Below are 13,952 nucleotides of genomic sequence, written 5' to 3' on the forward strand. Positions count from 1 at the left end.
GTTCTACCTCAGCTTCAGCGTAGCAAGACCGATCAACACGAGGATCACGGTGATAATCCAGAAACGGACGATCACGCGCGGCTCGGGCCAGCCTTTGAGTTCAAAGTGGTGATGAATCGGCGCCATGCGGAACACCCGCTTGCCGGTCAACTTGAAAGACGCTACCTGGATCACCACCGACAGGGTTTCCATCACGAACACGCCGCCCATGATGAACAGCACGATTTCCTGACGCACGATCACGGCGATGGTGCCCAATGCAGCGCCGAGTGCCAGAGCGCCGACGTCACCCATAAACACTTGGGCCGGGTAGGTGTTGAACCACAGAAACCCCAGCCCTGCGCCGATCAGGGCGCCGCAGAACACAATCAGTTCGCCTGCGCCCGGCACATAAGGAATCAGCAGGTAGTCGGCAAATTTCACGTTACCCGACAGGTAGCAGAAGATGCCTAGCGCACCGCCCACCATCACCGTCGGCATGATTGCCAGGCCATCGAGGCCGTCAGTCAGGTTGACCGCGTTGCTCGAACCCACGATTACAAAGTAGGTCAGCACCACGAAGCCAATTCCCAGCGGGATACTGGCGTCTTTAAGGATCGGCAGGATCAGCGTGGTTTCGACGGCGCTCGGCGCGGTCATGTACAGGAAGATCGCTGCACCCAGACCAAACACCGACTGCCAGAAATACTTCCAGCGGCTCGGAAGGCCACGGGAGTTTTTCTCGATCACTTTGCGGTAGTCATCGACCCAGCCGATGGCTCCAAACAACAGAGTCACCAGCATCACCACCCACACGTAACGGTTGCTCAGGTCGGCCCAAAGCAAGGTGCTGATGGTAATGGCGGACAGAATCAGTGCCCCGCCCATGGTCGGCGTACCGGATTTGGACAAGTGCGATTGCGGGCCGTCGTTACGCACCGATTGGCCGATTTGACGGTTTTGCAGGGTGCGGATCATCCACGGCCCAAGGCACAGCGACAACGACAGCGCGGTCAGTACGCCCAGAATCCCGCGCAAGGACAGGTACTGGAAGACCGCGAAGCCCTTGTAGAACTGTTGCAGATACTCCGCTAGCAGCAGCAGCATTAATGTTTCTCCCCGCTGGAACCGCACAACGCCACAACGATGTTTTCCATCGCTGCGCTGCGCGAGCCCTTGATCAAAATAGTGGTGTTTGTTTCGTGTTCAGCGCGAAGCGCCTTGATCAGGTCAGCCTGATTGGCGAAGTGACGAGCCGGGTGTCCAAATGCAGCGACGGCATGAGCCATCATCGGCCCCACCGCATAGAGCGCTGAAACCTTGTCGGCGGCATATGCGCCTACTTCACGATGTCCTTGCTCCGCCCACTCACCCAACTCACCAATGTCTCCGAGCACCAGGACGGTGCGACCGGAAAAGCCGGCGAGTATATCAACGGCAGCGCACATTGAGGTGGGGTTTGCATTGTAAGTGTCATCAATAATTCGTAGCCCCCCAGCGGTCAGTTGAGCGACTGCGCGGCCTTTGACCGGCTGTACGGCTTCAAGCCCTGAGGTAATGCCAAACAGTGAGACACCCAGCGCATGAGCAGCAGCAGCAGCGGCCAGGGCATTGGCGACGTTATGGGTGCCCAGCAAATTGAGCTGAACCCGCTCAGCACCCAGTGGGCTGTGCAGCGTAAAAGAGGGGCAGCCGCGTGCATCGCGGGACAATTGGCTGGCGTAAAAATGTGCATCAGAATTTGTCAGGGCAAAGCTGAGCACCTTGCGCCCGGCAGCGCGCGCCTGCCAGATAGCAAAAGCCTTGTCATCCAGATTGAGTACGGCGACGCCATCAGCGTGCAGCCCTTCAATGATTTCGCCCTTGGCTTCGACGATTTTGTCGGGGCCACCAAACTCACCGACATGGGCCGTGCCCGCATTGTTCAACACCGCCACATGAGGACGGGTCATGGCGACGGTGTAGGCGATTTCGCCCAGACGCGAGGCACCCAGCTCGATCACCGCGGCCGAGTGTTCTGGCGCCAGTTCCAGCAGGGTCAGCGGCACACCCAGGTCGTTGTTCAAATTGCCTTTGGTGGCCAGTACCGGACCACGGGTGCGCAGGATGCAGGCAAGCATTTCCTTGACCGTGGTTTTACCGCTGGAACCGGTGATCGCGGCGACCGGTTTGTCGTAGCCAGCGCGATTGAGCGCGCCCAATTGGCCCAACGCAACGCGAGTGTCCTTGACGATCAGTTGCGGCAGCGTCGATTCGGGGACTTCGCGCTCAACCAGCGCGGCAACGGCACCTTTGGCCGCCACTTCATTGAGGTAGTCATGCCCATCGAAACGCGGGCCGGTCAGGGCAATAAACAATTGGCCCTTGGTGATGGCACGGCTGTCGATGCTGGCACCATTGAAGCTCGCGTCAGCTTCAACCAGACGGCCATCCAGCTGGGCGCAGACCTCACTCAACCGCAGTGGCTTAAGCATGGGCAGCCTCCCAAATGGCCAGGGCTTTTTCGGCTTCGACCAGATCTGAGAAATCATGGCGCTCGCCATTGATTTCCTGATAGTCCTCGTGACCTTTGCCGGCCAGTACGATCACGTCGTCGGCGCTGGCGCTGGCAATCATCCGGGCGATGGCGGCGCCACGGCCCGGCACGAACTGGATGCGGTCAGGCACAGTAAAACCGGCCCGAATGTCGTCAAAAATGTTCGACGGCGCTTCAGTGCGCGGGTTGTCGTCCGTTACCAGGACGCCATCTGCCAAACGCTCAACCACTTCGGCCATCAACGCACGCTTGCCGCGATCACGGTCGCCGCCGCAGCCGAACAGGCACAACAACTTGCCTTTGGCGTGCGGACGCAGCGCCAACAATACTTTTTCCAGCGCATCGGGGGTGTGGGCGTAATCAACCACCACCAACGGTTTAGAACCGCCGCCCAAGCGCTGCATGCGACCTACCGGACCTTCCAGTTTTGGCAGCACTTTGAGAATTTCATCCAGCGCGTACTCAAGCCCCAGCAGCGCGCCAATCGCAGCCAGCACGTTGCTCAGGTTGAAACGCCCCAGCAAGCTGCTGCGCAGTAAGTGCTCGCCTTGAGCTGTTACCACGGTGGCACGCACGCCGTTGTCATCGAATATCGCGTCGCGGCAATACAGGGACGCGCTGCTGTCTTCAAGGCTGTAACTGATCAAGCGCGAATCGTGTTTTTCAGCGGCCAACTGACGGCCAAAGTCATCGTCCAGATTCAGTACACGGCAACGCAAACCTGGCCAGGCGAACAGTTTGGCCTTGGCCGCCGCGTAGACTTGCATCGTGCCGTGGTAGTCCAGATGATCGCGCGACAAGTTGGTCAGTACCGCCACATCAAACGCCAACGCGCTGACCCGCCCCTGATCCAGGCCGTGAGAGGAAACCTCCATTGCAACAGCTTTGGCGCCGGCTTTTTTCAAGTCAGCCAACATGGCTTGCACCGCAATCGGGTCAGGCGTGGTGTGACGACCGCTTTGCAGCGCACCATGAAAACCGGTGCCCAATGTGCCGACGATGCCGCAGTGTTGCCCCAGCAGGTCAAGCGCTTGCGCCACCAGCTGAGTCACGCTGGTTTTACCATTGGTGCCGGTGACGCCCACCAGATTGAGCTGACGGCTCGGCTCGCCATAAAACCGCCCGGCGATATCGGACAATTGCGCCGCCAGCCCTTTGACGGGAATCAGCGGCACTGAGGTGATAGGCAACACCGAGGCGCCTTCCACTTCATAGGCAACGGCGGCGGCACCACGGGCCAACGCGTCACTGATGTGCTCACGCCCATCGAGCTTGCCACCTGGCACGGCGAGAAACAGATCGCCTGCGCGCACATTGCGACTATCGAGGGTCAGCTCGCGGATCAGCAAGTCGTGACCGGCGTGGGGGAAAATTTTGTTCAGGCTCAGGGACATTAGCCGCGCCCTCCTTTGGCTGCCGCAGCGGCCGCTGCTGCTTGTTGCTCCGCCGCTGTGGGCAGGTTATCGGGCGTAACGTTCATCAGGCGCAGGGTGCCGGACATGACTTTACTGAACACCGGTGCCGAAACCAGGCCACCGAAGTAGCCCGCTTTGCTCGGCTCGTCGATCACCACCACGATCGCGTAACGCGGATCGCTCATCGGGCCGAAGCCTGCAAACAGGGAACGATAAGAGTTCACCGCGTAACCTTTGACGCCACCGGAGGACGTTTTACGCGCCGTACCCGATTTGCCACCGACGTGGTACGCGGGCACTTTGGCTCGCCACACACCACGCGGGTTTTCGATCACTTCCTGAAGCATGCCTTGCACGGTTTTGGCCACTTGCTCAGGCATTACCTGCGCCGCCTGGGCCGGTTTGTCGGCCTTGAGCAGCGTCAGCGGGGCCAGCTTGCCGTTGTTGGCCAAGGCCGAGAACGCGTGCACCAACTGGATCGCGGTCACCGACACGCCGTAGCCGTAAGACAGGGTCGCGGTTTCAGCTTTGCGCCACTCGCGGTAGTTAGGCAGGTTGCCAACACGCTCGCCGGGAAAACCCAGGCCCGTGTCCTGACCCAAGCCCATTTTCGCCATCTGACGGAAAATCGCTTCGCCGCCAATATCGAAGGCCACCTTACTCATGCCCACGTTACTGGAGTTGATCAAAATACCGGTCAGGTCGAGGATCGGGCCTTCGGTACGCGACACGTCACGAATGGTGTATTTGCCCAACTGCAACGTGCCCGGATACACCTCAACCTTGTCAGTGGGCTTCCAGCGACCGGTTTCCAGTGCGGCACTCATCGAGATCGGTTTGACCGTCGAACCCGGCTCGAACACGTCGATCATGGCGCGGTTACGCATCATTGCCGGTTGCAGGTTACGACGGTTGTTCGGGTTATAGGTGGGCTGGTTGACCATGGCCAGGATCTCGCCGGTCTTCACATCCATGATCACCAGGCTGCCCGCCTTGGCGCCATTTTCAACCAGCGCGTTGCGCAGTTCGCGGTTGGCCAGGTATTGCAGGCGCAGGTCAATCGACAACGCCAAGGTCTTCCCTGCCTTGGCGTTTTTAGTCACTTGCACGTCTTTGATCAGACGCCCGCGTCGGTCCTTGATGACCTGTCGCTTGCCCGCAACCCCTGCCAGCCACTCGTCGTAAGCCAGCTCGACACCTTCGCGACCCTTGTCGTCAATATCGGTAAAGCCAACCATGTGCGCGGTCACTTCACCGGCCGGGTAGAAGCGGCGGAATTCCTCAATGCCATACACGCCAGGCACTTTTAGATCGAGCACGACCTGCCCTTGCTCAGGCGTCAGGCCACGCACCAGATAGATAAATTCTTTGTTGGCTTGCTGTTCAAGACGCGCCGTCAGCACTTTGGGGTCTTGCCCAAGCGCATGCGCCAAGGCGGGCCAGCGGTCTTTGGCTACCTGCATTTCCTTGGCATTGGCCCACAACGTGGTCACCGGGGTACTGACCGCCAAAGGCTCGCCATTACGGTCGGTGATCAGGCCGCGGTGCGCCGGAATCGGAATGTGCCGCACGCTGCGCGCATCGCCCTGACCCTTGAGGAAGTCATGGTCGATCACTTGCAGGTAAATGATTTGGCAGGCGATAGCGCCTACCAGCAGTGCCAGCAAGGCCAGCACTACACGAAAACGCCACGGGTAAAGCGCGCCTTCGAGTTTGATCATGGCGCCACCATCCGCACTTCTGCGGCGCCGGGGATGCGCATTTTCAGCTGTTCACTGGCCAGGGTTTCGATGCGACTGTGGGCGGTCCAGGTGCTTTGTTCAAGGATCAAGCGGCCCCATTCGGCCTGCGCCTTGTCACGCACACTCAACTCCCCATACAGGGTGTTGAGCAGTTGACGGTTCCAGTGGGCACTGTAAGAAACGCCCACAGCCGATACCAGCACGCCAATAAACAACAGCAGCATGAAAAAACTTCCGCCGGGAAGTGGTTTGGCGAAGAGCTTGTTCAACGAAGCTTCTCCGCAACGCGCATAACAGCGCTGCGCGAGCGCGGATTGGCTTTGATTTCTGCTTCGCAGGCTGTCTGCGCCTTGCCGTGAATTTTAATTTTTGGAACAAAGGCAACGTGCTGAACCGGCAAGCCACGCGGCAAGTTGTCCGGCTCGCCTTTGACCAGCTTGCGCATGAACAATTTGACGATACGGTCTTCAAGGGAGTGAAAGCTGATTACCACCAGCCGGCCGCCGATTTCCAGCGACTCCAGCGCAGCTTCAAGGCCCGCCTCAAGATCACCCAATTCATTGTTAACGTGAATGCGCAGGCCCTGGAAGGTGCGGGTCGCCGGGTGCTTGCCCTTCTCCCAGGCTGGGTTAGCGACTTTCAACACTTCTGCCAGGTCAGCCGTGCGTTCGAACGGCTGGATGTCACGCCGCTCGACAACCGCACGCGCCATACGGCCAGAAAAACGCTCTTCGCCGTACTCTTTGAACACGCGGGCGATTTCTTCCTGAGAAGCGCTGTTCACAAATTCGGCAGCGCTGATACCGCTGTCCGGATTCATGCGCATGTCCAGCGGGCCATCGTTCATGAAACTGAAACCGCGCTCCGGGTCATCGAGTTGCGGCGAGGACACGCCCAGATCGAGCAATACACCGCTGACCTTTCCAGCCAAGCCGCGCGCTGCGACCTCTGAGCCCATTTCGGCAAAGCTGCGTTGCACAATGACAAAGCGGCCGTCTTCGGCCGCTAGCGCTTGCCCGGTGGCAATCGCTTGTGGATCTTTATCAAACCCGAGCAGTTGCCCTTGCGGGCCGAGCTTCTGGAGTATCAGGCGGCTATGTCCGCCGCGACCGAAGGTGCCATCCAGATAGCATCCATCAGGACGTACGGCGAGAGCCTCTACGGCTTCGTCGAGCAGTACGGTGATGTGGTTGAAGCCGCTATCTATAGTCACAGAATTAAATCACGCAGTTCGTCAGGCATCGCGCCCGGTTGTTGAATGGCTGCAAGGTCGGCGGCCGAAACGGCTTCCCAGGCATCCTCGTCCCACAGTTGAAACTTGTTCAGTTGGCCCACCAACATTGCGCGCTTCTCCAACTTGGCATATTCACGCAAACGCGGCGGCACCAGAAAACGACCACTGCCATCGAGCTCAAGGTCGACAGCATTACCAATCAACAGACGTTGCAAACGGCGGTTCTCTTCACGCAATGAAGGCAACGCCCGCAGCTTGGTTTCAATCAGCTCCCACTCATCGAGCGGGTACACACATAAGCAGGGATCTACCGCATCAATGGTCACAATCAGTTGCCCGGAACTGCGCGAAATCAGCTCGTCACGGTACCGGCTCGGCATTGCGAGACGACCCTTGGCATCGAGACTGATAGCGTTGGCTCCACGAAACACGGCTGCGTTTCTCCAAATGTTAGCGTTTTACGTCTAGAAAACCCACTTTATGCCACTTTTCGCCACTTGCGCACACTATAGGAATGCGCCCACCACACCGTCAAGGCGCGGCCCGAAGGAAAACCCTTACATAACGGAGATTTAGCTAGGTAAATAGACGTACAGCAGGAGGAGATAAGATTTTTTGACGAGGGATGCGCAGCAAACTCAAAGCCCTGAAGCTCAAACTTAAAGTAGTTTCTTAAGAGTAAGAACTTTTTGGCATTACATTGAGTTTTTTTCTGGCGATTAAAGCGAGGGGGTCAAGCGCGTGTTCATCGTGCCAACTGCTCGCAGCGCAAGCAGAAGATAAAAAAGGTGGAGAGTCGATCTGTAAGCCGGGTTCTGTCGTGAACAGTCATTCGTCTACGATGGCCATCACTGGACATCTTTAGCAACCTACCCGGTTCCAGCGCGGGCCACGCCTTGGAACCCTATTTGGTCTTGCTCCAAGTGGGGTTTACCTAGCCACGAACTGTTGCCAGTCGTGCGGTGCGCTCTTACCGCACCTTTTCACCCTTACCGGCGCTTGCGCGCTTAGGCGGTTATTTTCTGTGGCACTTTCCGTAGGCTCACGCCTCCCAGGCATTACCTGGCACTTCGCCCTATGGAGCCCGGACTTTCCTCCCCCCCCTAATTTTCATAGAGGGCAGCGACTGTCCAATCGACTCTCCGGCGCGAAGATTAACGGCACAACGCGTATAGGACAAGCTTTAAAAGCCGCACAACGCCTTGAAACCCTTATCTGAAAGCCTCACACCAGGCACTAAAACGGCTCAAAAGCAGCCAATGGCCAGCAGCTCGACGCTTACTGATCGGTTTTTTGCTTTTCGAGCGCTACCTGATACAGCACGTTTTTGCGCTCACCGGTGATTTCGGCAGCCAAGGCAGCGGCACGCTTAAGCGGCATTTCCTTGAGCAGCAAATCCAGAATGCGCATCGCTTCGCTGCTGACGACTTCGTCGGTTTGAGGGGCGGTCCAACCGGACACCAACACCACACACTCACCGCGCTGCTGATTACTGTCGCCCTCGACAAAAGCCCGCAACTCAGCCAGTGGCAAACCCTTGAGCGTTTCGAACGTCTTGGTCAGCTCCCTTGCCAGCAAGGCCGGGCGCTGCGCGCCAAATACCAGCTCCATGTCTTGCAGGCACTCAAGAATACGGTGCGGCGCTTCATAAAAGATCAGTGTGCGCGGCTCCTCTTTAAGCAACTCCAGCCGAGAACGGCGACCAACTGCTTTGGCGGGGAGGAACCCTTCGAAAATAAAACGATCAGAAGGCAGTCCCGCGGCCGACAGCGCAGCAATCAAAGCGCACGCACCCGGCACCGGCACAACGGGCACGCCTGCCGCTCGCGCCTGACGCACCAAGTGATAACCCGGATCGGAAATCAGCGGGGTGCCTGCATCAGAGATCAAGGCAACGTCTTCACCCGCGAGTAAACGCTGAATGAAACGATTACCTTCATCACGTTCGTTATGTTCGTGACACGCACCCAGCGGCGTAGAGATACCAAAGTGCTGCATCAGTCGCAGCGAATGCCGGGTGTCTTCGGCCGCAATGAGTGCAACATCACGCAACACCTTGAGCGCACGCGCACTGATGTCGTCCAGGTTACCGATGGGCGTGGCCACCACATAAAGCGAGCCAACAACGGAATTCAGAGCACCTGGAGCAGTCAAAACGCGTACCTCAAAAGAGTGAAAGGCGCCATTGTAGCGCGTAGAACCTCACTCACAGCACCCTGAGGCGCGACACAAAAGAGATATAAGGAAAAGATTGTCCGTCACAGACGCCTGAAGTCATCTAAATTTAGGCTTTATCACCAGTAACATCGCACCCCGGCCAGCGCTTGGGTACACTTCCCCCCCTTATTTGATCGAGTATCAGGAACACTACATGATCGCTTGCCTGCGGCTGTTCACTGCCCTCTGCCTCGCTGCCCTTTTGGCGGCTTGCGCCAGCTCGCCCTCGTCCAGCCTTGGCGAACTCCCTAGAACCCCGGACGCCAGCCTAGAGCAGTTGCTCCAGCAGGCCGCCCAGAGCCAAAAACCAGATCAGGCAGCCCTGCTGCGACTGTCTGCTGCCGACTTGGCCTACAAACAGCACAATTTTGATCGTGCGACGCAAATTCTGGCGCTCATCCCGATGGATCAGCTCAAACCGGCTCAGCAAGCGTTTGCCAGCACTTTGTCAGCCGAGCTGGCCATGAGCCGCAATCAGACCAAAGAAGCGCTGGTTGCCTTGAGCCACCCCAGCATTGCTCGCATCAACGAGATGCCAGCCGACTTGCAAGTGCGCACCCATACCATTCACGCTCGCGCCCTTGAAGCCGATGGCCAGACACTCGCGGCAGCCCGTGAACGCGCAGCCATGAACACCCTGCTGACCGGCGATGCCGCCACCAGCAACAATGATGCTCTCTGGTCCTTGGTCGCCGCGTTGCCAGTCGATCAATTGAAAGCTCAAAGCAATGACGTGCTGGGCGGCTGGATGTCCCTCGCACTGGCGGTCAAAAGCGCCGGCACGCTCGCCGATCAGCAAAACGCGATCGACCAGTGGCGCGCGCAGAACCCCGCCCATCCGGCCGCCGTTCAGCTCCCGACACCCCTGATCAAGCTCAAGGCACTGGCCAACCAACCCTTGACCAAAATTGCCCTGCTGCTGCCTCAGGACGGCCAACTGGCGTCAGTCAGCAAAGCCTTGCGCGACGGCTTCATGGCCGCCCACTACCAGGCTCAGCAGGCCGGTCAAAACCCGCCGCAAATTTTGTTCTATGACAGCTCACGCCTGACTTCGCTTGACGACTTCTATCGCAAAGCCCAGGCCGACGGCGTGCAACTGGTGGTAGGCCCATTGGAGAAGCCACTGGTCAAACAGCTGAATGCACGCGCGCAACTGCCCATTACCACACTGGCGCTGAACTACAGCGAGGGCGCACAAGGCCCGGCACAGCTGTTCCAATTTGGCCTGGCTGCCGAAGACGAAGCCCGTGAAGTTGCCCGCCGCGCTCGCGCTGACGGCCTGACCCGCGCTGGCGCGATGGTTCCGCAAGGTGAATGGGGCAATCGCGTGCTCAACGCCTTCCGTCAGGAGTGGGAAGCCAATGGCGGCACCCTCGTCGGGGTCGAGCACATCGACAAACCGGTGACACTGGCCAAGCAAGTGGCCGATCTGGTGCAGTTGCGCAAAAGCGGCAACTCAAGCGAGCCTTCGCGTCGCCAGGACATGCAATTCATCTTCCTCGCCGCGACCCCGCAGCAAGCCCAACAGATCAAACCGACCCTTAACTACCAATACGCGGGTGACTTGCCGGTTTACGCAACGTCCCACGTATTCAGTGCCAGCGGCGACCAAAACCAATACAACGACATGAACGGCATCCATTTCTGCGAAACCCCGTGGCTGCTCAATCCGTCCAATCCATTGCGCCAACAAGTGTCTGCGCAATGGCCACAAGCGAACGGCAGCCTGGGCCGACTCTACGCGATGGGTGTAGACGCCTATCGCCTGACGCCAAGTCTGGGGCAACTAAAGGCGCTACCAGACAGCCGCATTGACGGCCTGTCCGGCAGCTTGAGCATGAGCCAAAGCCAGCGCATCGAGCGTCAATTGCCGTGGGCCGAGTTCGTCAACGGCCAGGTTCAAAACCTCCCGGACACGCGCAACTGATGCCCGACCGCTCACGCCAACAATCCGGCAAGGATGCCGAGCACCTGGCGCTCCGGCACCTTGAGCAACACGGGTTGCGCTTGCTGGCCCAGAACTGGCTGTGCAAGCGCGGTGAGCTGGATCTGGTCATGCTCGACGGCGATACAGTAGTATTCGTCGAAGTTCGTTACCGCACGCACGCGCAATGGGGTGGTGCACTGGCCAGCATTGATGCCAGCAAGTGCCGAAAGCTGGTGTTGGCTGCCGAGTATTTTTTACAGCGCGAAACCCGCTGGGCCAATCACCCGTGCAGATTCGATGTCGTCGCCATCGACAGCACCACACCCCATTTGAACTGGCTACGGAATGCCTTCGACAGCTAAACGCTGGCGAACCGACTCCAGCACCCTTTTATTAACGATTTTGCTTTGCTTTGCGGGCCGCACATTTTTTGTGCCGGGAAGTCACTCAGGAACACCTGAATCACGCCCGACCAGCCGCCCTACTTAAGGTCACATAGATGGACATGCAATCCCGGATTCGCCAGCTTTTTCAGGCCAGCATCGACACCAAACAGCAGGCGATGGAAGTGCTTGCACCCCACATTGAGCTAGCCAGCCAAGTGATGGTCAATGCCTTGCTTAACGAGGGCAAAATGCTTTCGTGCGGCAACGGCGGCTCAGCAGGCGATGCGCAGCACTTCTCCTCCGAGTTGCTCAATCGCTTCGAGCGCGAGCGCCCTAGCTTGCCGGCCATCGCCCTGACGACCGACAGCTCGACGCTGACCTCGATAGCCAACGATTACAGCTTCAACGAAATCTTCTCCAAGCAAATCCGCGCCCTGGGTCAACCCGGTGACGTGCTGCTGGCAATTTCAACCAGCGGTAACTCGGCCAATATTATTCAGGCCATTCAGGCGGCCCACGACCGTGAGATGACCGTGGTCGCGCTGACCGGCCGGGATGGTGGCGGCATGGCCTCCCTGCTACTGCCAGAGGACGTGGAAATTCGCGTACCCGCCCTTGTTACCGCACGCATCCAAGAAGTCCACCTGCTGGCGATCCACTGCCTGTGCGATCTGATCGACAGCCAACTGTTCGGGAGTGAAGAATGACTTTTAATCGCCTTGGCTTAGTAGCCCTGACCTTGTGCCTGGGCTTGACTGCCGGTTGCAGCTCAGTCTTGACGGCTACGCGCGACACGCCGATTGAAGATGACCGGGGCACCCGCACCTTCGGCAGCAAGATTGACGACTCTCTGATCGAGACCAAAGTGGCCGTCAACGTCGCCAAGGCCAGCCCTGACCTGGACAACGGCTCACATATCGTCGTCACCAGCTATAACGGCATTGTGCTGCTGGCCGGACAAACCCCGCGTGCCGACCTTAAAGCCATGGCCGAACAAGCCGCCGCGTCAGTACAGCGCGTAAAGAAGGTCAACAATGAACTGCAAGTCATGGCGCCGTCTTCAATCCTGGCCCGCAACAATGACGCCTGGCTGACCACCAAGATCAAATCGCAAATGCTGACCGACAGCGCCATTCCAGGCTCTCGCATCAAAGTTGTGACGGAAAACGGCATTGTGTACATGCTCGGCCTGGTCACCAAGCAAGAAGCCACCCGCGCCACCAACCTGGTCCAGAGCGTGTCGGGCGTACAAAAAATCGTCAAATTGTTCGAATACATCGACTGATCACGACGCCCCCCCGAACGTTGCAATAGACCGCGCCGCCATCATCGCGAGCACGTTCAGGCCTGCAACGCAGGTACAAAAAAGGCGACCTTCTCAGGTCGCCTTTTTTATTACTTCACCACTTTCAGGCTTGGACGACCGCTAGGACGCGGCGGCTCGGAACCTGGAGGCGGCAGATCATCATCCGGCTCAACCTCGTCATCAGCCTCAAGAGACTCTTCCAGGTCAAACACCATGCCCTGACCATTCTCACGGGCGTAAACCCCCAAAATGGCCTCAATAGGCACGTACAGCGTATGTGGCACACCGCCAAAGCGACCTTCGAAACTGACAGCTTCGTTGTCCATGTGCATGTTGCGCACAGCAACGGGCGATACGTTCAGTACAATCTGCCCGTCACTGGCAAAGCCCTGAGGCACTTGCACCTTCGGGTAATTGGAATTAACCAACATGTGCGGCGTGCAATCGTTGTCCACAATCCACTCATAGAGCGCACGCACCAAATAAGGTCGACTTGAATTCATCAAGGGCTCCTAAAGCCTTAGCGCATGTCGCGTTCGACACCAGACAAGCTTGCCTGGAAAGCCTCACGCGCAAACTGGCGCTCCATATAATCAAGCAGCGGCTTGGCAGGCCGCGGCAGTTCAATACCCAAAATTGGCAAACGCCAGAGTATCGGCAATAGACAGCAATCGACCAGACTTTGCTCATCACTGAGGAAAAAAGGTTTGTCTGCAAATAACGCCGATACACCTGTCAGGCTCTCGCGCAACTCTTTACGCGCCTGCACCCGTGCAGGCTCTTTGGTGCGTGTGTCGAGAATCAAATCGACCAAGGCGCACCAGTCACGCTGAATGCGATGAATCAACAGGCGGCTATTGGCACGCGCCACCGGATAAACCGGCAGCAAAGGGGGGTGTGGATAACGCTCATCCAGGTATTCCATCACCACCGTCGACTCCCACAACGCCAGGTCGCGATCGACCAGTGTTGGCAGGCTGCCGTAGGGGTTCACTTCGATCAATTTGGGCGGTTGACGACCCGCCTCCACACTAATGATCTCGGCGCTGACACCTTTCTCGGCGAGCACAATGCGTACTCGATGGGAATAGTGGTCGGCGGGGTCGGAGTAACAGGCCAACCGATTGGTCACGCCCATGGCGGTCCTCCTCGCTTGTTGAAATGGTCAGAAGCAGAAAAACGAAAGCGCCCGAGGTGAGCCTCCAGTAAC

The 13,952-nt window shown here is 58.2% G+C and carries 14 protein-coding genes and 1 other RNA gene; 4 read left to right on the forward strand and 11 right to left on the reverse strand.

Annotated features, from left to right (window positions below; translation table 11 throughout):
- Positions 1–3: 3 nt before the first annotated feature.
- From mraY to rsmI, 9 genes are all read right to left on the reverse strand, one after another.
- On the reverse strand, positions 4–1,086 hold the full coding sequence (gene mraY / locus AP059_RS19390; protein WP_047273782.1) for a phospho-N-acetylmuramoyl-pentapeptide-transferase: 1,083 nt from the start codon (positions 1,084–1,086) through the stop codon (positions 4–6).
- Positions 1,086–2,453: a UDP-N-acetylmuramoyl-tripeptide--D-alanyl-D-alanine ligase gene (locus tag AP059_RS19395; protein ID WP_059765087.1), complete on the reverse strand. Its 1,368-nt coding sequence runs from the start codon at positions 2,451–2,453 to the stop codon at positions 1,086–1,088. Before AP059_RS19395 ends, mraY begins: the two co-directional genes overlap by 1 nt.
- On the reverse strand, positions 2,446–3,909 hold the full coding sequence (locus AP059_RS19400; RefSeq protein ID WP_059765089.1) for a UDP-N-acetylmuramoyl-L-alanyl-D-glutamate--2,6-diaminopimelate ligase: 1,464 nt from the start codon (positions 3,907–3,909) through the stop codon (positions 2,446–2,448). Before AP059_RS19400 ends, AP059_RS19395 begins: the two co-directional genes overlap by 8 nt.
- Positions 3,909–5,651: a peptidoglycan D,D-transpeptidase FtsI family protein gene (locus AP059_RS19405; RefSeq protein ID WP_048362556.1), complete on the reverse strand. Its 1,743-nt coding sequence runs from the start codon at positions 5,649–5,651 to the stop codon at positions 3,909–3,911. Before AP059_RS19405 ends, AP059_RS19400 begins: the two co-directional genes overlap by 1 nt.
- Positions 5,648–5,941, reverse strand: coding sequence for a cell division protein FtsL (ftsL, locus tag AP059_RS19410; protein ID WP_019823808.1), 294 nt, complete (start codon positions 5,939–5,941; stop codon positions 5,648–5,650). Before ftsL ends, AP059_RS19405 begins: the two co-directional genes overlap by 4 nt.
- Positions 5,938–6,885: a 16S rRNA (cytosine(1402)-N(4))-methyltransferase RsmH gene (rsmH, locus tag AP059_RS19415; RefSeq protein WP_048362555.1), complete on the reverse strand. Its 948-nt coding sequence runs from the start codon at positions 6,883–6,885 to the stop codon at positions 5,938–5,940. Before rsmH ends, ftsL begins: the two co-directional genes overlap by 4 nt.
- Entirely contained in the window at positions 6,882–7,337 is a 456-nt protein-coding gene (gene mraZ / locus AP059_RS19420) for a division/cell wall cluster transcriptional repressor MraZ (RefSeq protein WP_047273774.1), read from the reverse strand. The genes rsmH and mraZ overlap by 4 nt, the downstream gene beginning before the upstream one ends.
- Positions 7,338–7,694: 357 nt before the next feature.
- Positions 7,695–8,048: RNase P RNA component class A (gene rnpB / locus AP059_RS19425), an RNA gene on the reverse strand.
- 136 nt (positions 8,049–8,184) lie between these two features.
- Positions 8,185–9,042, reverse strand: coding sequence for a 16S rRNA (cytidine(1402)-2'-O)-methyltransferase (gene rsmI / locus AP059_RS19430; protein ID WP_059765204.1), 858 nt, complete (start codon positions 9,040–9,042; stop codon positions 8,185–8,187).
- 235 nt (positions 9,043–9,277) lie between these two features.
- On the opposite strand from rsmI, the gene AP059_RS19435 reads away from it, so the two are divergent.
- From AP059_RS19435 to AP059_RS19450, 4 genes are all read left to right on the forward strand, one after another.
- Entirely contained in the window at positions 9,278–11,050 is a 1,773-nt protein-coding gene (locus AP059_RS19435) for a penicillin-binding protein activator (RefSeq protein WP_059765092.1), read from the forward strand.
- Positions 11,050–11,412 (forward strand): YraN family protein, encoded by a 363-nt coding sequence (locus AP059_RS19440; protein ID WP_059765094.1) that lies wholly within the window; start codon positions 11,050–11,052, stop codon positions 11,410–11,412. The genes AP059_RS19435 and AP059_RS19440 overlap by 1 nt, the downstream gene beginning before the upstream one ends.
- Positions 11,413–11,549: 137 nt before the next feature.
- Positions 11,550–12,143: a phosphoheptose isomerase gene (locus AP059_RS19445; protein WP_048362552.1), complete on the forward strand. Its 594-nt coding sequence runs from the start codon at positions 11,550–11,552 to the stop codon at positions 12,141–12,143.
- Positions 12,140–12,721, forward strand: a complete 582-nt coding sequence (locus tag AP059_RS19450) for a BON domain-containing protein (protein ID WP_048362551.1) — start codon at positions 12,140–12,142, stop codon at positions 12,719–12,721. Before AP059_RS19445 ends, AP059_RS19450 begins: the two co-directional genes overlap by 4 nt.
- Positions 12,722–12,831: 110 nt before the next feature.
- On the opposite strand, the gene AP059_RS19455 is transcribed toward AP059_RS19450, so the two are convergent.
- Together AP059_RS19455 and AP059_RS19460 are read right to left on the reverse strand one after the other, a co-directional pair.
- Entirely contained in the window at positions 12,832–13,245 is a 414-nt protein-coding gene (locus AP059_RS19455) for a ClpXP protease specificity-enhancing factor (RefSeq protein ID WP_059765097.1), read from the reverse strand.
- Between the two features lie 17 nt (positions 13,246–13,262).
- On the reverse strand, positions 13,263–13,880 hold the full coding sequence (locus AP059_RS19460) for a glutathione S-transferase N-terminal domain-containing protein (RefSeq protein ID WP_048362549.1): 618 nt from the start codon (positions 13,878–13,880) through the stop codon (positions 13,263–13,265).
- Positions 13,881–13,952 lie beyond the last annotated feature (72 nt).

The organism is Pseudomonas sp. TAA207 (assembly GCF_001529285.1).
Classification (GTDB): domain Bacteria; phylum Pseudomonadota; class Gammaproteobacteria; order Pseudomonadales; family Pseudomonadaceae; genus Aquipseudomonas; species Aquipseudomonas weihenstephanensis.

Excerpts from the sequence above, each read along its gene's own strand:
- mraY (WP_047273782.1), bottom strand. The coding sequence starts at position 1,086 with ATGCTGCTGCTGCTAGCGGAGTATCTGCAACAGTTCTACAAGGGCTTC.
- AP059_RS19395 (WP_059765087.1), bottom strand. The coding sequence starts at position 2,453 with ATGCTTAAGCCACTGCGGTTGAGTGAGGTCTGCGCCCAGCTGGATGGC.
- AP059_RS19400 (WP_059765089.1), bottom strand. The coding sequence starts at position 3,909 with ATGTCCCTGAGCCTGAACAAAATTTTCCCCCACGCCGGTCACGACTTG.
- AP059_RS19405 (WP_048362556.1), bottom strand. The coding sequence starts at position 5,651 with ATGATCAAACTCGAAGGCGCGCTTTACCCGTGGCGTTTTCGTGTAGTG.
- AP059_RS19435 (WP_059765092.1), top strand. The coding sequence starts at position 9,278 with ATGATCGCTTGCCTGCGGCTGTTCACTGCCCTCTGCCTCGCTGCCCTT.
- AP059_RS19440 (WP_059765094.1), top strand. The coding sequence starts at position 11,050 with ATGCCCGACCGCTCACGCCAACAATCCGGCAAGGATGCCGAGCACCTG.
- AP059_RS19445 (WP_048362552.1), top strand. The coding sequence starts at position 11,550 with ATGGACATGCAATCCCGGATTCGCCAGCTTTTTCAGGCCAGCATCGAC.
- AP059_RS19450 (WP_048362551.1), top strand. The coding sequence starts at position 12,140 with ATGACTTTTAATCGCCTTGGCTTAGTAGCCCTGACCTTGTGCCTGGGC.
- AP059_RS19455 (WP_059765097.1), bottom strand. The coding sequence starts at position 13,245 with ATGAATTCAAGTCGACCTTATTTGGTGCGTGCGCTCTATGAGTGGATT.
- AP059_RS19460 (WP_048362549.1), bottom strand. The coding sequence starts at position 13,880 with ATGGGCGTGACCAATCGGTTGGCCTGTTACTCCGACCCCGCCGACCAC.